Raw genomic sequence first — 20,896 nt, 5'->3', positions numbered from 1 at the left:
CAGTTTAAATTAGCTAAACAATCAAATTTATTAACCAGGTATCAAACGAAGGCTAAAATGAAAATAAATAGTTTAGAATTTAATGTTGAAGTAGAAGGCGAGGGTGAAGTACTCGTTTGGGGCCATGGTTTAACGGCAAGCATTGAAAGTGAAGATTTATTGGATATTTTTCAATGGCACAAGTTTTCAAAAGAAGCAAAGCTAGTGCGCTATGATGCTCGTGGTCATGGTAAAACACAAGCATCAAATTCACCATCTGATTACCATTGGAAAAATTTAGCCAATGACATGTTGTCAGTTGCCAATGAGGTTGGCGTGGATACATTTATTGCCGGTGGACAATCAATGGGCTGTGCTACCACTATTTATTCAGCCATGCTTGCTCCCAAACGTATTAAAAGTATGATCTTAATGAACCCGCCAACCGCATGGCATACAAGAGCTGAGCAAGGAAAACTTTACCATAAACTCGCAACTGTTGGTGGTTTACTGGGCGGCAGGATTTTGGCAAAACTAATGGCTAGAAAACCTGAACGCTTGCTTCCTGCCTGGTTAGTTGCGGCAAAGAAAGAAAACATTCAAGGAGTTTTTGAAGGAATAAAACCAATAAAAAGAAAGACCTTGTCAAATCTGTTCAAAGGGGCTGCTTTGACTGATCTACCTTCTAAGGAAGAACTTAAATCGATTAACCTTCCTACGCTTATTTTGGCATGGACTGGAGATCCAAGCCATCCAGTCGAAACTGCTACTGAATTACATCAAATAATGGCAAATACAGAACTTTATATTGCAGATAAATATTCTGATCTTCAACATTGGCCGCAATTAATACGAAATTTTGTAGCTAAAACTCAATAGCTTTTACATGGTTTTTTAATTTTATATTTTTAAATTTAAAAATATCACCCGACAGGGTGATTCTGAACGTTTATGAAAGGATTAGCTTAACAGCATACTCCTTAAATAAATATCTGGAAATAACATGTTTGTATTAAATGAAGTACCTCTACCGAAATTAGGCCTTACCGGTTTAGAAGGTCTGATGAGCGAAGAAGAGCTAGCTATTCAAGAAGTAGCACACCGTTTTGCTGAAGAGGTCATGCGTCCAATTGGCGAAAAAATGGACAAGCTAACTGCTGAGCAAGCAGTAGCAGAAGATTCTCCTGTATGGGAGTTTTATGACAAATTACACGAGTCAGGTATTTTTGATTTAGAAGCGATAGGTGGCATGACTGATGAAGAAAAAGCTCGTATCCTACCTATTATCCTTGAAGAATTTGCTTGGGGAGATGCGGGCCTAACGTTATTAGCCATGGTTACTCATTTCGCCGCAATTACTGCTGTAGGTACAGGCAATGCTGAGTTAATTGAACGTTTTGGCCATTTACGTGGCTGCTGGATTGGCACGCAACCAGATAGAGGCAGTGATGTACTCGATATTGATAAAACCGAAGCGATTCCTGGCTCAAAACATGGTCGTGGTAATTTAATTGCCCGTGTTGATGGTGATGAACTGGTGATTTCTGGGCAAACATCTGCTTGGGTTTCTGGCGCACCATTGGCTGAATGTGGCCTAATGTACACCCAATGTGACTATGGCGATGGCATTTATCGTGAAGATGGCGGTCTTCATTATGTCGGGGTATTAGTGCCATTTGATCTACCTGGGTTTTCTCGCGGCTTGCCACTTGAAAAACTTGGTTTGCGCTCATTGCCACAAGGCGAACTGTACTTTGATGAAGTACGAGTGCCAATGAGTTATGTTATTGCTGGCAAAGAACAAGCATATCCTAGCTTCTTCGGATCATTAACGTTTGGCAATATGGAAATGAGTATCACCTATACAGGCATTGCCAGAGCTGCATATGAACACGCTCTTACTTACGTGCATGAACGTAAACAAGGTGGTGGCGAAATCATCAATCATCAAAGTGTACGAGCGCGTTTATTTGATATGTTCAGAAATGTTGAAGCATGTCGAGGAATGGCGCATCGTGCATTTAATTATAACTATGGCCCTAATGGCCCACACTTACTTGGCAGTGCTACAGCAAAAACTTTTGTTACCAAAACTTCAGTGGATGTAACTAGCGAAGCGCTACAAATGTTTGGGGGTAATGGGTTAACTAAAGAGTACCCGCTTGAAAAGCTATTTAGAGATGCCCGTGCAGGTTTGATCACCGATGGTGAAAACAACGTATTATCGTTAAAAGGTGGCACCATGTTAAGTCAAATTTATAAAGATAAATATGGCTTAACATAACTAAAATTTAGTATTTAATCATTTTAAAATTGGTGTAAAACATTGTTTTACGCCATTTTTTACTTTAATAAACTGCCATCATCAATAGCTAAATTAGCAGATAAATGTTTTCAATCTTCGTATTAAAATAGCAAAATAATCTGCTATGGTTAATGGTAATAATAGTTAATTATTCTCTGTGTTTTAATATTAAATATTTAGGTACATCAATAGTATGCAAAAATATGTAGTTCCTATTAAACCAGCAAAGTTATATCGAAGAACTCGTTTAATAGACAAAATAGGCATCTCTTTAACTGATCAAACTAAGTTTTTGTTTATCAAAGCGCCCGCCGGCTATGGTAAAAGCTATTTGATGATCGATTATGCTAACTACATTTTGCAACAATCGGGGTTAGTAGTGTGGACCAGTCTAGATAATGATGACAATCAGGCAGAGTTTTTTTTCACTTATTTCCTGGAGGCTTTAAAGGCACAAGGGTTGGTAAACAAAGGTTTAGTTTATGATGAAAACATTTCACAATTAAGCTTTGTCTATCATTTGATTGCTGAACTGGAACAATGTAAAAAATCTATCTATTTGTTTTTTGATGACTTTCATTTTATTCATCACGCTATTATTGCCGATTTTTTCCAGCAATTAATCTTAAACAGCTCAAAAAAAATCAATGTAATTATTGCCAGTAGAGTCGATTTGCCTTTTCCTATTGCTAAAGCCTATGTCGCTGAAAAAGTCTGCAAACTAAAAGCTCATGATTTGGCGTTCACGATAGATGAAATCAAGCAATACTCAGAGCAATTCAATCAAACACCTTTAACTAACGATGATGTTACTAATGTTTTCAGCATTACCGGTGGTTGGCCTGCAATTATCAGTATGCATAAAAATTTGTCGCACTGGACAGCAAATTCAAGCAATGAAGAAAATCTAGCCGCTTATTTTGTTGAAGAAATTATTGTTGGCTTATCTGAACAAGAAAAGCAATGGTTGTTGATGATTTCCATCAGTGACTTTCTCTGTGAGCAATTAATCGATACCATCACCGAGTCGTCGGAATTTTCAGCTAGCGTTGTAAAAAAAATTCCGATCATGCGTCTTTATAAAAACGACCTTACCGAAAGGTTCGAGTGGTTTGCACTGCAGCCGTTACTCAAAGATTATTTATATCAGCAACTCACTATTCACAAACCTGAGGATATTAAGGTATTGCACCAACGCTGTGCCGATTGGTATTTGTCGCACCAAATTTATTTGGAAGCGGTCGATCATTATATTAAAGCTGAGCAATACCAAAATGCAGTTGAGATATTGGAAGAGCATGGCAATGCTATCATTGCCAGTGGTAATTTTCCGCGCTTTAATGTGTTAATCAGCCAGCTGCCTTACGATGTGCTGCTATCCAATGTTTACCTTTTAGTGCTGCAAGCCTGGAATTATTCCCTTACGTATCAGCATAGCAAAGGCCAACAGGCTATTGAAAACCTTGAACACATGCTCAAACAAAATTTAAAAATACAAGGGCGCGAACAAATAAAATTGTTAGCGGTAAAAGCTGCGCATGCGGCTTGGACTGATAACTTTTTCAGCTACCATCAACTAGTTGATGATGCGATGAGTAAACGACCACTAACGCTGCCACATTTTGAGAATGCGCTAAGAGTTGTACAATGTATCGGTTACTTACATAGTAACCAATTTGAAAAGTTAAAAGAAACAGGTGAAGATGCTGCATTTTTTGCCCGCGGTGGCAGCCTTTTTTATAGTACAGTGATGATCAAAGCTACCTTGGCTATGTTTGAATTTATTCAGGGCAATACCAATCAGTGTTTAGCTAAATGTGATGAAATAACTGCCTTTATCAATAGCCAAGAACATGATAGCCAATTGGCTCATTTGGTTAATATTATGCGCGGTATGGCAGCTTATATTATCGGTGATTTGGATGTCACGAAGCGCTATTTTGAGGCATCAGGCAGTATTATCAGTTATATTGCTGAGCCATCATTTTTGGCCTGGTATTATGTCACACATATCCAATTGCTTACCGATCTTAATGATAATGAACAAAGAGAGGTAATGATAGAACAGTTACTTGAGCTGTTAGAATCAAGACAATTAACGACCTCTAAAATTCCAATTTATTATGAAGCGATCCGCTATTACTTGTTTACCGCAAATCCCGAAGAAGCCAATACAATCTATGATTCCTTCAAAGCTGAGAATATAAATACCGACACACCAGAAAATAATCACTTATTATATAACGGTGCAATGATAGATTGCTTAATGTTATCGGCCAAAGGGGATATGGAAACTTGTATTGCCAAATTAAAGCAAGTGGCTTTAGAGTTTGAGCAATCATCAAGGACGCTTCAACAGGTTAGAGCTTTGGTTTTTTTAGTGAATATTTATATTATCGCCAAAGACATCAACAGCGCTAAAGTAACCTTAAAGAAAGTCATTAGTATCGCCAGTAAAAAAAATATCATTCAGTATTTAGGACGGCTTGATAAGGTTGCTATTGAATTTCTCCATGAATGGTCGTTCACTGAATTATCACCGCGTAGAAAGGCCTTTATGCAAGAGATTTGTCAGCGTTTTGAAGGCCTGGATATAAGAAAGCGTTTTGAAATGCAGTCGGTTGAAAGTTTAACCATGGCAGAGCAAAAAGTTATGCAATTACTTGGCAGCGGAAATTCAAACCAGCAAATAGCCGATCAACTATGCGTATCAATAAATACAGTTAAAACTCATTTAAAAACATCTTATGCAAAGCTTGGGGTAAGTAATCGTATCCAAGCAACACAAATGTTTAGTCAAATACAGCAGACTAATAACCATTAATTCTCTCTTTAAATCACCCGTTTGGGTGTTTGCTAAATTCAGGTTAAACGTTAACTTAGAGATATAACCCATAAAGATATCGTTTTAATGAAAAAAAATACCATTATTTATCATTATGTACAGGCACTGGTTAATTCGTTAAATCGCCATGGAAAAGATTCAGCAAGCATATTAGCAAGTTGTGGTATTTCTGCGTATGAAGCTGAAAATAGTCATTTAAGAATATCTACTGAAAATTTTGTCAATTTACTGAAACAAACCATACTAGAACTGGATGATGAACATTTTGGTTTAATCGAGCAGCCATTACCTATAGGCAGTTTTTTTTATGCCAGTCATGTGATGAGTAGCTGCGCCAATTTAGGCAAAGCTTTAGAGTTAGGTTTTGGTTACTATCAACTGCATTGTCAGGCCTATCAATTAGAGCTTTACACCACAGGTGATGAAGTCGAAATTAGAGTCGTATTAGCAAACCCAGAGTTAGATCCTGAACATTTACTCGCCGAATTTATTCTTAACGCCTGGCACCGGTTTGCAAGTTGGCTGATTGGCAAAAATATTATAATCAGATGTGCCAGTTTTGATTACTCGCCACCTGCTCATGAAAGTGAATATCAATACTTATTTCCGGGTATTAGAAAATTTAACCAACCATTTCTGAGCTTGTCTTTTAGTAAAGACTATTTAGCGATGCCCATTATTAAAAAAAATACTGGTGAGTTAGAACAATACTTAAAAAACACCTTCCAAAACTTACTGTTTACGCCAATTGATGATCAAAGTTTAAGTGCTAAAATTCGTTTGATTATTGAGGATTTTGAAGAAAATAACTTTCCAAGCTTTACCTTAGTCGCTGATAAACTATTTATGACTGAAAAGACCTTAAGGGCAAAATTGAATAAAGAAGGGGTGAGTTATCAAAAAATTAAAGATTTTATGCGCCGCGATTCAGCCATTTATTATTTAACTAAACAACACCTATCAATAGCAGAAATAGCCTATAAAACTGGGTTTAGTGAGCCGAGTGGCTTTATACGAGCCTTTAAAAAATGGACCGGCTTAACGCCTACCGTATATAGAGGCAAGGAAGAGTAACACTTAGAAAAATAATATTATTATCTAAGTGTTAAAAGTATTACTGTTTATAACGAGTTAAAAATACAACCGCAAGAATGATAAATAAACCACTCTCGGCAATAGGCACGAGTTGCGCAAAAAAAGCGGGTAAAAATTCAAAGGTTTGTGGTGCTACAAAAATCGCGATTATGCGCATAATGGCAGATAACAGCAACATGATTCCGGTAGCGTAGGCCACTGTCGGTATAAACTCTTTGTGCTCGGCTGTTTTAATCATTAATAGACCCCACGCCACTAATAGTGCGCCACAAAAACTCATCAGGTAGCTACTTAAATAGCTAAAACCAGGCAATAGTTCGAATTGAAAAACTACTTTCAAAAATATAGCTGTAAAAAAAATTGCACCCAATAACATTAGTGCCCGGCCGGTATTTATAAATAATGACATGTTGTAGATCTCGTTAATCAATTTATTATTGTCTCATCATATAGAGCTCCCCTTGTAGAGCAATGTCCGAAACCTACCAAAAAATTACCCAAAACAGCCGAGGTCAAAATAAGTCTATTTAATGGTGTTTTTCGGACATTGTGGCTGTTCAGCGATTTGCCTAAATTAATAGTCACTAAAATTTAAACAAAGTTAGAGCCTGTTTCTAACTTTTACTATTGCATAAAGATATAAAGCAGAGGTTTGTTCAATGAGTAATATTCGTTTTTATGACCAAGTAGTTATTGTTACCGGTGCAGGTGGCGGCCTGGGGCGTGCTTATGCCTTAGAGTTTGCCAAACGTGGTGCTAAGGTGGTGGTCAATGATTTAGGCGGCTCTGGCAGTGGCATAGGTGAAAATTCAAAAGCTGCTGATAGCGTTGTAGCAAAAATTAAAGAGTTTGGTGGTGATGCTGTTGCTAACTACGACTCCGTTGAATTTGGTGAACGCATTGTCCAAACTGCTATCGATAACTATGGCCGTATTGATATTGTCATAAATAATGCTGGTTTCTTGCGTGATGTCAGCTTTACTAAAATGCAAGACCGCGATTGGCAGAAGATATTTAACGTTCATGTTGATGGTGCGTATAGCGTAACGAAAGCTGCTTGGCCATACATGCAAGCACAAGGCTTTGGTCGAATTATTTTCACTACCTCGGCGGCCGGTATTTATGGCAACTTTGGCCAGGCGAACTACAGTGCCGCCAAATCGGCGTTACTTGGTTTAGGCAAAACGCTTGCTATTGAAGGTGCTCGCAAAAACGTCTACTCAAATGTAATCGCTCCTATTGCAGGCTCTCGATTAACGGAAACGATTTGGGATGAGGAGATATTAAAAGCCACTAGCCCAGAATATGTTGTGCCATTAGTGATTAAGCTATGTGATGAAAACAGCGTTGAAAATGGTGGTGTTTTTGAAGTAGGCGCAAGCTGGTTTGCAAAAATTCGTACTGAGCGCAGTAAAGGCGTTGCCTTTGGTGTTGAAAATAACGTGAGTGCTGAGCAAGTAGCATCGCGCTGGGCTGACATATGCAACTTTGAGCAATCAGAGCCAGCGTTAGATATTGGCAGTACCTTTGTTGCCGTGGGCGATATGGTTGGTTTAGATCTGTTAGCGAAAAAGACAAACAAATAGAAACAGGAATAGGAGTAGGAATATGACACATACACGTATAGCTGGTGTAGGAATGGTAAAATTTTCTAAACCAGGACAGAATGAACCGTATCGAGTAATGGCCGCAAAAGCGATCAAGTTGGCATTGAGTGATGCCGGTATTGAGTACAAATATATTCAGCAAGCTTATGCCAGTTATATATATGGTGACAGCACCTGTGGCCAACATGCTCTATATGAAGTGGGCATGACTGGTATTCCGGTAGTCAATGTTAATAATAATTGTTCATCAGGCTCCACTGCACTTTATTTAGCTCGACAAGCGGTTGAGTTTGGCGCAGTAGAATGTGCGTTAGCGTTTGGTTTTGAAGAAATGCAAAAAGGCGCGCTAGGCTCGCACTGGGATGATAGAGAATCACCGTTTGATCCTATGTTAAATAAACTTTCTGAGATTTCAACTGCGCCTGAAGGGCCGCTAGCACTTCGCATGTTTGGCCAAGCAGGCAGTGCGTATATTGAAAAATATAATGCCAATCCAAATATTTTCGGCAAAGTATCGGTTAAAACTCGAAGCCATGCGGTAAATAACCCCTATTCATTATTTGCTAATAAACTCACTTTAGATGAAGTGATGGGATCACCAATTATATTCCCGCCATACTTGACTCGTTTTATGGCATGCCCACCAACGTGTGGCGCAGCAGCGGTGGTAGTTTGTAGTCCGGCATTTGCGAAAAAGCATGGTTTAACCAACGCCAATGTAGAAATTGTCGCACAATCAATTGCGACTGATATTGCCGATACCTGGACAGATCCAATGAAACTTATTGGTTCAGAAATGACCGCTAAAGCCGCCAAAGAAGTCTATGAACTAGCGGGTATGGGACCAGAAGAAGCTCAGGTAGTAGAACTGCATGATTGTTTTACTCCGAATGAAGTGATCACCTATGAAGGGTTAGGTTTGTGTGACGAAGGACAGGCAGAGCAATTTATCTGTGATAATGATAATACTTATGGCGGTAAATTTGTAGTTAACCCGTCAGGCGGCTTAATGAGTAAAGGCCATCCAATTGGCGCGACCGGTTTGGCACAATGTACCGAACTTACCTGGCATTTACGTGGTACCGCCGGCAAACGTCAAGTTGAAGGTGCGCGCGTTGCCTTACAGCATAATCTTGGTCTTGGTGGTGCTGCCGTAGTTAGCATGTTCCGCAAGGTTTAGGGGAAATCAATGTTAGATCAAACTAAAGTAGGGTATAAATTTCCTGCCTTTAACATTGATGTTGAAAAAGGCCGCCTAAAAATGTTCGCTAAAGCTATAGGCGAAACTAATCCAATTTATACTGATGAACAAGCGGCAATTGCTGCCGGTTTTAAAACTATACCAGCACCGCCAACGTTTCCATTCACTATAGAGCTTGAAGGACCAGAGTTGCTGCCTGTACTTAACATGTTAAACATGGACATAGCGAAACTCTTACATGGCTCACAAGAATTTGAATATTTCGACAGTATTTACGCTGGCGATAGCATTGAAGTAAGCTCGTCGATCGTAAATATGTTTGCTAAAAAGGGCGGTGCACTTGAATTTGTTGAACTTGAATCGAGTTACAGCAATCAAGATGCCAAATTGGTTGCCAAGGCAACGTGTACTTTAGTTTATCGTAACGCCTAAGGATTGTTAAAATGACTAATATAAACGTTGGCGATAAATTACCAACATTAACCCTTCCGGCAATAAAGCGCAGCACGCTGGCATTATTTGCAGGCGCCAGTGGCGATCATAACCCAATTCATATTGATAGTGATTTTGCTAAAGCAGCAGGCATGGACGATGTATTTGCCCATGGTATGTTATCGATGGCTTATTTAGGGCGAATGTTAACAAATTGGCAACCGCAATCAAAACTACGAAAATTCAGTAATCGGTTTTTAGCAATTACCCAGTTACACGACGTAATCACCTGTACAGGTGAAGTTGTCGATATTGTTAATGAAAATGGCGAGCTAAGAGCTCGAATTGAAATTTTTGCTACTAAAGCTGAAGGTACTCACACATTGGCTGGCGTTGCTGAAGTGGCAATATAATGTCTGTAACTTTACTTTGAGTTCAGGTGCTTAGAGATAACATTATGATTTAAAAAAACGGTCACTTTAGCATGTAGACCGTTTTGTTTTCGTTGTTTACATACTTTAACAGTATTCACCCGTACGGGTGATGAAGCTTACCTATTGAAAGTTCAAACTTTATTTTAGTTATTTTTGCTGATAGTTGGAATTTTACTATATCCCTATCTAAGCTAAGTTTATGAATAAAATAAACATATTTTATATTATAAGGATAATAGGTATGAACAAATCTGTAACCACATTGATTCACTCTGTTCTAGGGATATTGCTATTTTTTATATGTTGCACCAGCAGTATGGCTAAAGAGCAGACTATCAGTGAGAAAATGACTCACAGTCGTGCTATAGAAGCCGTAGTTTGGTCAATGCCATTACTTAACTATAAAGGGTATCGAGATGGTCATACGGCATTAGGTGTGAAAATGAACGATATTGCCTACAACAGTAAAGTTCAGGATTGGAAGTACCAAACTGCCACACCTAACAATACCACACCTTATGTAAGCTTTTTTTGGAATATTGAGAACGGGCCTATGGTAGTTGAAATACCACCTTCTGCTGATGGTGTTGGTATTTTTGGTACGTTAATGGACGCATGGCAGCGACCAATTGATGATGTTGGCGCGGCAGGACGTGATAAAGGGCGCGGCGCTAAATATATTTTACTACCTAAAGGTTACCAAGGACCACTTTTAGATAGAGCTTATACTTATGAACAACGTACCAATAACGGTTTTGCGATATTAAGACCGATCATGCAAGGTGGTCCGACGCCTGAAAATTTAAAAAAAGCTGCTGACTTTGCGAAAACAATAAAAGTTTACCCTTTAGCACAAGCGACTAACCCACCTAAGAATAACTATGTTGATATTTATGGAAAAATACTAGAAGGCACGCCTGTTTTAGACCAAAGCATTTACACTGACTTAAATGAAATCATTCAAGAAGAAGTGGTAGAAAAACAAAACATTACCATGATGGGCATGTTAAAACGCATTGGCATTGAAAAAGGCAAAGCCTTTAAGCCAGATGACAGCATGAAAGCAATTTATGCTAAAGCCGCGCCGCAAGCCTTAGAATTTATGATTGAGCAATATCATCGTCATCTAAACCCGTGGATGTACCCGGGCAAAAAATGGAGTTTATTATTACCTCCTGGCGCTATTGAAACAGAAATGAGCTATGAGTACCCAAGCTATTATGACTATAGTGCTCGAGGCTCTGTTTACTACGCAATAATTTCAAGTGTAAAAAACTATGGTACCGCCACCTTTTATTTAGATTTAGCAGAAACCGCTGACGGCCAATGGTTAGATGGTAATAAAAACTACAAGTTAGTTGTTCCACCAAATGTACCTGCAAAAGATTTCTGGGCAATAACAGTTTACGACTTAGAAACAGCCTCATACTTAAGGGATATTTCCAAAAGTAGTGTCGATTCAGATATGGATATGAAGAAAAATAAAGACGGCAGTACTACCATTTATATGGGACCTAAAGCGCCTAAAGGCTTAGAGTCTAATTGGATACCAACCAACGACCGCCGTTTCTTCCTGTTATTCCGCTTTTATGGACCAACGCCAGGTTTACGTGACGGTAGTTTTGAATTAAACGATATTGAACTCGTTAAGTAAATTTACTTTTATCTTATATAGCCCCGTTGAGTCGGGGTTATAGCAATAAAATAGTGCTGAATTTGAATTAGCGGGTGAAAACACAAAATCTATAAATGTAATGTGTCAACAACTTCAACATAAACCGATTTATTCGTAATAATCTTTCAATGATTAATTTTAAATTTTTACAGGGATAATTATATGAAATTTACCAAAATAACGACCAGTTTAGTCTTAGCGAGTTGCATTTTTACCAGCTCGGTAATTGCAAATTCCGATATCCCCGCCAATATAACCACGCCTGATGTAGTTAAAACTCAAGCTGTTGGTGATTTACATTTTAAAGACGGTTACCCGTCTGATGAAACCATGAGTAAAGTTCAGCGTTACATGTATATTCAAAGGGCGGTGAATGTATTTACTGATGGTATTCAAATTTCGTCAATGCAAGCAATTCAAGTTGGTTTAGAATCGATAGGCGCTACATCAAATAAAGTTATTCCGATCAGTGAATCATTTTTAGATAGTAAGAGCTTATGGTTAACCGGTAATACCAGTACTCCATATGCATTATTTAGTGTTGATGTAAAAAATGGGCCAATAGTTATGGACCTTAAAACACCAGTATTAGGTTTTATCGATGATGCATTTTTTCAATATGTTGGTGATATTGGTGTTGGTAACCCTGAAGACGCAGGTAAAGGCGCTAAATATATTGTTGTACATGACAGTTATAAAGGAGAAATACCAGAAGGCCATATAGTATTAACAACACCGACGTACAAACATTGGGTTGCGTTTAGGTATGCCGATACTAAACAAATAAAACAATTTAAAGAAACTTTTAAAATGTACCGTTTAGGTGAAGGGGCTAGCAAAGTCAAATACATGGATATTAGTGGCGTTAAAATGAATACGGTTCATGCTAATAATGAAGACTTTTATCATGAATTAAATGAAATGATCCAATATGAGCCAGTAACATCTGGTGACCCGCATTATCGCGGTTTACTTGCAAAAATAGGCATTGAAAAGGGCAAACCATTTAATCCTAAGGGTGAGCAACTTGAAGCACTGAAAGAAGCTGCGGGTATCGCCAATGTTCATGCTCGTAATGAAGCCTTTAGACCGTCAAATAAAGACTCATATTTTTATGGAGATAAACGCAACTGGTTTTTACCGTTTGGTAGCACTATGTCATATCAGTTTATTAAAGACGGCGCGTTATACCTAGATGATCGCACAGCGTTTCATTATGTAGCTACAGGCATTACGCCACTTATGACTGCTAAGTTTGATGGCAAGGGCAGCTCATATTTAATGACGACTACTGATGATAAAGGTGAAGCTCTTGATGGCAACGAAGTTTATACTGTGACGTTACCACCAAACCCGCCGATGAAACGTTTTTGGAGTTTCATGGCATATGACAACCAGTCGCGCAGCATATTAGCGACAGAACAGCGTTCAGGCGGGTTTGATAGTCAAGGTGAGCTAGTAACGAATGAAGATGGTTCTGTTACGGTTACGTTTTCATCGACCAAACCACAAGGAAAATCAAACTGGGTGCAAACCTTGCCTAATAAGGGGTTCTTCCTGTTGTACCGTATGTATTCGCCAACCCAAGAGTGGCATGACCGAAAATACATGATTGGTGATTTGATCAAACAGTGATTATATAATACAAATATTTAGAATTATTTAAAAACCAGATTTACACAGAAAATCTGGTTTTTGTTTTTTGCATTGCAAAAGTCAGTTTTAGATATCTACTAAAAAGTGAAGCGTAGAAGCCGCTTCTAGTTTAATTAATCTAAATGTTTGTAAATCCAGATACGGTTTTTGTACATGTAAGACATTAACTTTGAGTAGGTTTCTGGCATTAGCCGTTTTATGCGCCAGCCCCAGGTTGCATCACTTTGCGGCATTACATAGAGTTTATTATTTTTAATTGCTTTAAACGTCTTTTTGACAATGTCGGCACTTGTCACTTTTGATTCTTTTAACTGCTCTTGCAAGTTACGTTCAAACGCTGTTTTACCACTTACCGACTCACCCAGGTTGGTTTTGAATACGGTAGGACACAATACAGTAACGCCGATATTATTTGGCGAAAGTTCAACTTTTAACGTTTCTGATAATGAAACAACGCCTGCTTTGGCTACGTTATAATTGGCCATCTCTGCAGCGGATAAGGTGCCGGCACTTGAGGCGGTATTGATAATATGGCCAGCATTTTGCTTTTTCAGCATTGGAATAAAAGCACGACAGCCGTAAATAACACTCCATAAATCGATATCTATAACTCGTTCGAAGTCATCACGGTCAATTTCTTCGATTTTACCGGCGCCGGCAATCCCGGCATTGTTAAACAGTAAATCAATTCCTTGCCAGTTTTGTTCTATATTTTCTGCTGCGCTGAATATTGCTTCTGCATCGGTAACGTTTAGCTCGATAGCAATGACTTCTTTTGCACCAAGGTTTTCAAGTTCGGTTTTAGTATTGGCTAAACGTTCGCTGTTGATATCAGCAATGGCTAAGCGCCATTGATGTTTGGCAAGTTGTTGGCATATTTCTAAGCCTAAGCCACTGGCAGCGCCAGTAATGAATGCTCGTTTTTCTGGAAATTTTTGATTAAACATAGTGAGTTGTTCCTGGTTTTACTTTGGTATTGACTCAGCAGTTGGATAAGTAAATACGAAAATAAACTAGGGCCAGAGTCAAATTTTCTCAGTTGATTTACTGGGAAACTTGACTCTGACCCCGGTTACTTTAGAAGCGGTAAGTACCTTGAACAGATACCGTACGAGGTGCGTCGGTATAGCCCATGTAACCACCTTTAACTAGCGGTACATCAAGACCGGCACTGAATGTCGTTTCATCAGTTAGGTTTTTACCAATTAATGCTAATTCCCAAGTTTCTTCAATAGAGGCTAATGCAATTCTAGCATTCACTTTAGTGTGAGCTTCTTGCATTAATTTAGGATCTAAATCTGTATCGAAGAAGAAGTCATCTTTGAAGTTAACGTTAAGTTGCGCGAAAAACTCCATAGACTCACCAACTTCTGTTACGTAATCAAGGAATAAAGATGACGAAATTTCTGGTGCGAATGGCGTTGATTCGTCGGTTAAATCACAAATCTCCATACCCATAGCTTGCTTTTCAGCGGTACAAGGACCAGTTGCATAGTCTTCATAGTAAGAATCCAGGTATGAAAATGAGCCGCTAAAGGTTAGGTTATCGGTAATTAGGAATGAACCGTCAACTTCAATACCTTGTGATACAGACTCTGCCGCATTACCAACTTCAAAAGCGAAGCCGTTCCAGGTAGTCACTTGTAAATCTTCAAAGTTTGTGTGAAATACTGCCATATTTAAACGTGCACGGCCGTCAAGTAAATCTGATTTAAAACCAAGCTCTACGCCAATAGCTTTTTCTTCTTCAAACTCATTGTTTTCATCCGTAGCATCGGCATTAGCGTTGAAGCCACCAGATTTAAAACCTTGTTCAACACCACCATAAACCATAAATTTATCGTTTACATCATATTGGAATTTAACCGAAGGAATAAATTGGCTTTCATCTCGAGAGCCGCCGCCTTCAGGATCGGTAACAGCAACACCTAATAAAGTAGCCGTTACAAAGCCATTTAATTCTGGTGACGGGTATGCACTTGCTGGTGGCGTGATGTCTACCGCTGATGCATATAGTGATGAATCAATAGTTGCGTTCATACTTCTACGAATCACATCTTTCGTTTCTTCCGTATAGCGACCACCTGCAATAATTCTAAAATCTTCACTAAAGTTATAAGTACCTTGGAAGAAGGCTGATAATGAGTCTGTTTCTTGATCAAAGTTGGTTGTACGAGTGAAAGAGTTTGGTGTAATACCAACATCAACTAACGATAAGCCAGCTGGGAATGCTGGATTAATTGCTTGCGCCGGCACTCCTGCGAATGCAGCCATTAATGCTGGGTTGATTTGCGTGGTGTCAACATGTGAGTAGAAGTCAAAATCTAATTCATTTTGTTGGTAATAAACGCCAGTAATGTAATCAAATTTATTGTTACCTGAGGTAGCGTAACGAATTTCTTGGCTGACTTGCGAAAAGTCTTCTATGTCATTGGTATTGATGAAAGTCACCGGCATGAAGTCAACGTCTTGCAGTAGCTCAGACTCATAAGCAGAGTAACCTGTAACTAACGTTAACGTGCCATCACCTAAGGCATAATCAATGTTAATAGACACATTATCTGATTCAACTTCACGCATTTCTGGGTTTAATGCCTGATCAGTCGATGTTTTGTAATCGTCTTTATCATCACCAAATTCAGAGTCCAGCATCGGTGCTACCATGCCAGCAACAAAGTTTGCTAAACCGCCCATAGGCTCTAAACCAATAATTTGTGCAGTTGTCCCTTTTGTTGAAAATTCAGTATGCTCAACTTTCATGTGTACATCTAGGTCAGTTGATGGAGCCCAGTGCGCAGATAAACGAACAATGTCTTCTTCAGTTGATTGCTCATCGCGACCGGTAAAAGTATTTTCCATGTAGCCATCTGATTCAGATGTTTTAACCGCTAAACGCACCCCTAACTCATCAGTTAAACCTGATGCTAATACCGCACTAACACCTTGAGAACCATATTCTGGTTCAACATCTACCGTTACTTTACCTTCAAAATCTCCGCCAGCTTCTGCTTTTGCCGTAGAAAGGTTGATCGTGCCGGCAATAGTATTTTTACCAAATAAAACACCTTGTGGACCACGTAATACTTCGGCGCGTTCTAAATCAAGAAATGGGGCACGAAATTGCTTACCACGTCCCATATAAATACCATCGATAAACATACCAACCGATTGCTCAAATGCACGGTTGATACCCGAGCCAACACCACGCATATAAATGTTAGTGTTAATCGCACCTTCTGAGATTGTTAGGTTAGGGATGTAGCCAGACATTTCAGATAAATCTTGGATGCCTGCTTTCTCAATTCTATCACCGTTAATTGCGGTGATAGACATAGGAACGTCTTGAATACTTTCAGTACGCTTTGTTGCGGTCACTTGAATCACTTCAAGTTTACCACTTTCTGAGCTTGCAGCTCCTTGCGCCATTGCGTAGCCAGATAACATCATAGATGCACCAATAGCTAACGCCAGTTTACTCTTGTTCATTCGTGTTGTGTTTGTAACTTTCATTTATTAGCACTCCAAAAATACTATTAACATATTGTTTTTATTGTTGTTATAGCTTTTAATTTAAAAAATATTTTTTAACCGATCTAAGTTTGAGTTTTAGTTGATTAATAAAATGTGTTTAAGGTGTTGCGTTTGTATCAATTTGTAACCTTGTTAGGGTAAAAAAATGGACGTAATTAACTGAATAAAAACGTCCTTTGGTTAGGTGTTACAGGCGTTCGAAAATGTTTACGAAACCTGCGCTGCCTAAACCTCCATTGTGTTGCAAAGCGATGCGAGCACCATCAACTTGTCTGTTACCTGATTGACCGCGTAGTTGTTGTACTAACTCGGTGATCTGGGCAAGACCTGTTGCGCCTAATGGATGTCCTTTTGCTAATAAACCACCTGATGGACCAACAACATATTTGCCGCCATAAGTGTTTTGACCTTCCATGATGAACTTTTCTATGTCAGCGTCTTGGCATAAACCAAGAGCAGAATAGGTAAGTATTTCGTTACTGGTAAAGCAATCGTGAAGTTCGATAACATCGATGTCTTCAGGCCCTACTCCGGCATCAGCGTAAGCTAAGTCGGCAGCATTTTTACTTAACGCTCTAAAGGTGATATCTAAGGGGTGAGAGTTGAAGTAGTCGGCTTTATCGCTACAATTACCACTGCCTTTTAATATCACTTTAATGTCTAAATTATGTTTTTTAGCAAACTCTTCACTACAGACAATGACTGATGCCGCGCCACAACTCGGTGGACAGGCAAAAAGTTTTCGTAAACCGCGATAAATCGGTGGTTTTTCTAATATCTCTGCGGTGGTTAACGGAGTTCGGTAAATTGCATTGGGATTATGCTCTGCGTGTACACGAGATTTAATCGCAATTTGTGCCATTGCCTCTTCGCTAATGCCATACTCGTTCATCACAATTTCAGCCTGGCATCCAAACATCATTACTGCTGGTGGCATTTGACGTTCTTCTGCACTTGCGCCTACCAAATCAGCTAACGCGTCGGTATGACGCTGTAATGGACTGGTTCTATCTGGAAATGCCATTTCAATAGCGCCAGGAGTCATTTGTTCAAAACCGAGCGCCATTACACATTCAGAAATACCGTATTGAATCGCTTGCGCAGCTAAAGAAAATGCGGTTGAGCCACTGGCACAATTATTGTTTACGTTGGTAATTGGGATACCCGTTATACCTACGCCATACAATGCGGCTTGGCCGGCACAGCTGTCGCCATATACATAAGAAGCAAATGCCTGGTCTACGTGTTTATAGTCTAAAGTAGCGTCTGCTAGTGCTGCTTTGGCAGCATTCGCGCCCATCACTTCATAACCATCGCTTTTACCTGGCTTTTTAAAAGGCACCATGCCTACGCCACAAATTACTACTGTTCTAGTCATCATATTTTCCTAGTTAACTGCACGCTCTGATTGACCCCAAAATTGCTTGCGGATCTCTGCTTTAAGCACTTTCCCTACTGGGCTACGAGGTAAACTTTCGACAAAATCAATCGATTTTGGTGTTTTCACACTGCCAAGTTCAGCTTTGATAATTGCCACCAACTCACTTTCAATTAAGTCAGAGTCAGGTTTGAGTTGTACAACTGCCTTCACTGCTTCTCCCCATTTTTCATCAGGGATACCAACAACAGCGCAATCTTGTACTGCCGCTTGTGCACTGATCACTTGTTCAATTTCATTTGGGAATACGTTGAAACCACCGGTGATGATCATGTCTTTTTTACGGTCAACTATGGTGATGTAACCATCTTTATCCATAACGCCGACATCGCCGGTATGTAACCAACCATCAATTTGTGCCTCACGAGTTGCAGCTTCGTTTTTGTAGTACCCTGGGTTAACCAAATTACCCTTTACGCAAATTTCACCGGCTTCCCCTGGTGCTAATACATTGCAATCATCGTCCATAATAACTACTTTGTTCATCACACATGGGCGGCCAACTGATGCTAAACGAGCATCATTGATACTGCCGTCAGAGTTCATGTAATCCCATGGCGCTTTTGCACAAATTGCCGCGGGTGCTTCTGATTGACCAAATGCTTCGGTCATTACAGGGCCAAATACGTTAATCGCTTCTTTTAATTTAGAAAGCGAAGTAGGGGCAGCGCCTACTAAAAAGTGTTGTAAAGATGAGTAGTCGTAATTATTTACATTTTCATGCGCCAGCATCATGTACATAACCGTTGGCGGTAAGAAAAAGTGCGTGATCTTTTGCTGTTCAATGGTTTGCATGATGCCCTCAGGATCGGCTGCTGCCATCATTACGTTTTTACCACCACGGGCAAAATGCAAAGCACCAATTAAGCCTGCTGAATGAGTCATTGGCGCAACCACTAAGTGACAAGTGTTGTCATAATAATCAAAGTGGCTGTAGAAATTAGTAAACATAGCTTCAATCGCTTGGTGTGACATGATCACACCTTTTGATTTACCTGTTGTGCCACCGGTTGGGAAAATAGCCGCTATATCATCAGCTTGTTCGTCGCCAACTTGGTGAAAATCATCTGCAGCTGCTAACCAAGAATCAAGATTTTCACCTTCAATGTCGGTTTTATTGATACATACGATTTCTTTCAAATTGGGTGTGCCAGCAGCAATTGCGCGCGCTTCTGTTTCGTAGTTTGAATGGTACAGTAATAAGTCACCATCAAAACGAGTTAACAGATCTACATTGATGTCCACTGGGTTACGCGGATTAATTGGTAACCAAACAGCTTCGGCGCGAAACGCACCTAATAACACCTCAAAGGCAACATTTGAGTTAGGCGCTAAAATACCTATTTTGCTACCTTTTACATAACCACGCTGGTGTAAAGCTGATGCAACTTTATGAGAAACTCTACTCGCTTGCGCGTAAGTCGTGTCACTGCCGTCAGCTAAATCATGAAAGGCAACATTATTAGGATAAAATGCTGCACCTTGGTCAAAAAAATCGATTACTCGCATGAACTATTTTCCTCAAAAAAGCTATTTAATTGCTAAATTAAATAGCAGTTATAATCTTCTTAAAATTCTTCTATTTTCATATCGCAGAAACCAAAACCTTCTAAAGCGCCATACAACTCATGATGACCAACAGCCTTACAAGGGGATTGGAAACCAACGTTGTTAGGGCCTTTATTGATTAATTGCTTAGCAATAAACGCTTGTACTAAACCGGTTTGAATGTATGCACTGTGACCTATAATTGTTACGCAAATTTGTGATTTAGGACCTACGCCGTAAACACGGTCAACTAAACGATGAATAGTGCGGTTTTCACGCGGCGGCATGCCTGGAGTGATACCTGCTGCCATTGCATCAAGTTGAGCTTCTTGTTCTGCAACAGGTAAGTCTTTTAAGTTATCTTCATAATGCGCAGCCATTGCCATAACGCCTTGCATTAATGGACGGTTAGTAAAACCTGTTAATGAACTTGCACTGTTTACACGAGTATCATTTGCATACCATAAAGGAATGCTGCCACCGCCCCAAGGGAGTGCCATAATAGAAGAATTAAAACCTGGAATAGTAACTTCATGGGCGTGTTTCATTGGGTCGACAATTTCAACCAACTCGTTATTTTCCAGCCAGTATTGTTTGTTACGAGCCATATCCATAACGGTTTGCGTAGAGCCAACAGTTGGTACTCCTGTTGGAATACAAGCTGCATTAATTGCATCAATCGTTGGGTTTTCTAAACAAAACTCTGCAGCGATGTTACCAACAGCATGCATATAAGCTGTAGATGGTGCGAGTAATAAGCCTTTTTCAGCATAAGCTTCTGAGAACGTATCACGCATCTCAATCATCCACTGCTGCTCACCAGTAGTATCAAGGTAATGACACTCTGCATTTAAACAAGCTTCAACCACAGCCGTGCCAAAACGGGAGAATGGGCCAACTGTGTTACAAACGACTTTTGCCCCTTGAAAAAATTCAGTTAATGCTTCCACCGAATGTTCTACTACGGCAATTTCATAATTTGCTGTTTCGATACCCGGCACTTTCGCCATAGCATCTTCAAGCTTTTGTTTATTGCGGCCTGCGGCTATAAATGGAATTTGATATTCACGTAAAAATTCACAGACTAAACGGCCGGTATAACCACTTGCGCCGTACACTATTACAGGTTTGTTGTTCATAATAATATTCC

The 20,896-nt window shown here is 39.5% G+C and carries 16 protein-coding genes; 10 read left to right on the top strand and 6 right to left on the bottom strand.

Features of this window, described 5'->3' with window-relative positions; genetic code table 11:
* Window positions 1–57: 57 nt before the first annotated feature.
* The 4 genes from RI844_RS05120 to RI844_RS05105 all read left to right on the top strand — a co-directional run bounded on the left by RI844_RS05120 (window position 58) and on the right by RI844_RS05105 (window position 6,203).
* Window positions 58–858: an alpha/beta fold hydrolase gene (locus RI844_RS05120; RefSeq protein WP_348397370.1), complete on the top strand. Its 801-nt coding sequence runs from the start codon at window positions 58–60 to the stop codon at window positions 856–858.
* A 124-nt stretch (window positions 859–982) separates the two neighbouring features.
* Window positions 983–2,263: an acyl-CoA dehydrogenase family protein gene (locus tag RI844_RS05115; RefSeq protein ID WP_348397369.1), complete on the top strand. Its 1,281-nt coding sequence runs from the start codon at window positions 983–985 to the stop codon at window positions 2,261–2,263.
* 214 nt (window positions 2,264–2,477) lie between these two features.
* Window positions 2,478–5,108, top strand: a complete 2,631-nt coding sequence (locus tag RI844_RS05110) for a LuxR C-terminal-related transcriptional regulator (protein ID WP_348397368.1) — start codon at window positions 2,478–2,480, stop codon at window positions 5,106–5,108.
* A gap of 87 nt (window positions 5,109–5,195) precedes the next feature.
* On the top strand, window positions 5,196–6,203 hold the full coding sequence (locus RI844_RS05105) for an AraC family transcriptional regulator (protein ID WP_348397367.1): 1,008 nt from the start codon (window positions 5,196–5,198) through the stop codon (window positions 6,201–6,203).
* A gap of 40 nt (window positions 6,204–6,243) precedes the next feature.
* Here RI844_RS05105 and RI844_RS05100 read toward each other — a convergent pair whose 3' ends face one another.
* Window positions 6,244–6,633: a hypothetical protein gene (locus tag RI844_RS05100; RefSeq protein ID WP_348397366.1), complete on the bottom strand. Its 390-nt coding sequence runs from the start codon at window positions 6,631–6,633 to the stop codon at window positions 6,244–6,246.
* Window positions 6,634–6,883: 250 nt separating this feature from the next.
* On the opposite strand from RI844_RS05100, the gene RI844_RS05095 reads away from it, so the two are divergent.
* From RI844_RS05095 to RI844_RS05070, 6 genes are all read left to right on the top strand, one after another.
* Entirely contained in the window at window positions 6,884–7,810 is a 927-nt protein-coding gene (locus RI844_RS05095) for an SDR family oxidoreductase (RefSeq protein WP_348397365.1), read from the top strand.
* Between the two features lie 22 nt (window positions 7,811–7,832).
* Complete coding sequence (locus tag RI844_RS05090) at window positions 7,833–9,011, top strand: lipid-transfer protein (protein ID WP_348397364.1); 1,179 nt, start codon at window positions 7,833–7,835, stop codon at window positions 9,009–9,011.
* A 9-nt stretch (window positions 9,012–9,020) separates the two neighbouring features.
* Window positions 9,021–9,464 carry a MaoC family dehydratase N-terminal domain-containing protein gene (locus RI844_RS05085; RefSeq protein WP_348397363.1) on the top strand — a complete coding sequence of 148 codons (444 nt, stop codon included), beginning with the start codon at window positions 9,021–9,023 and terminating at the stop codon, window positions 9,462–9,464.
* An 11-nt stretch (window positions 9,465–9,475) separates the two neighbouring features.
* Window positions 9,476–9,877, top strand: a complete 402-nt coding sequence (locus RI844_RS05080; protein ID WP_348397362.1) for a MaoC family dehydratase — start codon at window positions 9,476–9,478, stop codon at window positions 9,875–9,877.
* 262 nt (window positions 9,878–10,139) lie between these two features.
* Window positions 10,140–11,552, top strand: coding sequence for a DUF1254 domain-containing protein (locus RI844_RS05075; protein ID WP_348397361.1), 1,413 nt, complete (start codon window positions 10,140–10,142; stop codon window positions 11,550–11,552).
* A 183-nt stretch (window positions 11,553–11,735) separates the two neighbouring features.
* Entirely contained in the window at window positions 11,736–13,208 is a 1,473-nt protein-coding gene (locus tag RI844_RS05070) for a DUF1214 domain-containing protein (protein WP_348397360.1), read from the top strand.
* Between the two features lie 134 nt (window positions 13,209–13,342).
* Here RI844_RS05070 and RI844_RS05065 read toward each other — a convergent pair whose 3' ends face one another.
* The 5 genes from RI844_RS05065 to RI844_RS05045 all read right to left on the bottom strand — a co-directional run bounded on the left by RI844_RS05065 (window position 13,343) and on the right by RI844_RS05045 (window position 20,885).
* Entirely contained in the window at window positions 13,343–14,176 is an 834-nt protein-coding gene (locus RI844_RS05065; RefSeq protein WP_348397359.1) for an SDR family NAD(P)-dependent oxidoreductase, read from the bottom strand.
* Between the two features lie 130 nt (window positions 14,177–14,306).
* Window positions 14,307–16,739 (bottom strand): TonB-dependent receptor, encoded by a 2,433-nt coding sequence (locus RI844_RS05060; RefSeq protein ID WP_348397358.1) that lies wholly within the window; start codon window positions 16,737–16,739, stop codon window positions 14,307–14,309.
* A 208-nt stretch (window positions 16,740–16,947) separates the two neighbouring features.
* Window positions 16,948–18,138, bottom strand: a complete 1,191-nt coding sequence (locus tag RI844_RS05055; RefSeq protein ID WP_348397357.1) for a thiolase C-terminal domain-containing protein — start codon at window positions 18,136–18,138, stop codon at window positions 16,948–16,950.
* A 9-nt stretch (window positions 18,139–18,147) separates the two neighbouring features.
* Window positions 18,148–19,707 (bottom strand): class I adenylate-forming enzyme family protein, encoded by a 1,560-nt coding sequence (locus RI844_RS05050; RefSeq protein ID WP_348397356.1) that lies wholly within the window; start codon window positions 19,705–19,707, stop codon window positions 18,148–18,150.
* Window positions 19,708–19,766: 59 nt separating this feature from the next.
* Window positions 19,767–20,885: a saccharopine dehydrogenase family protein gene (locus tag RI844_RS05045; protein ID WP_348397355.1), complete on the bottom strand. Its 1,119-nt coding sequence runs from the start codon at window positions 20,883–20,885 to the stop codon at window positions 19,767–19,769.
* Window positions 20,886–20,896: the final 11 nt, after the last annotated feature.

Origin of the sequence: Thalassotalea fonticola (assembly GCF_032911225.1) — a bacterium.
GTDB classification, from domain to species: Bacteria; Pseudomonadota; Gammaproteobacteria; order Enterobacterales; family Alteromonadaceae; genus Thalassotalea_A; species Thalassotalea_A fonticola.
This window is presented reverse-complemented; position numbering and strand designations above follow the sequence as displayed.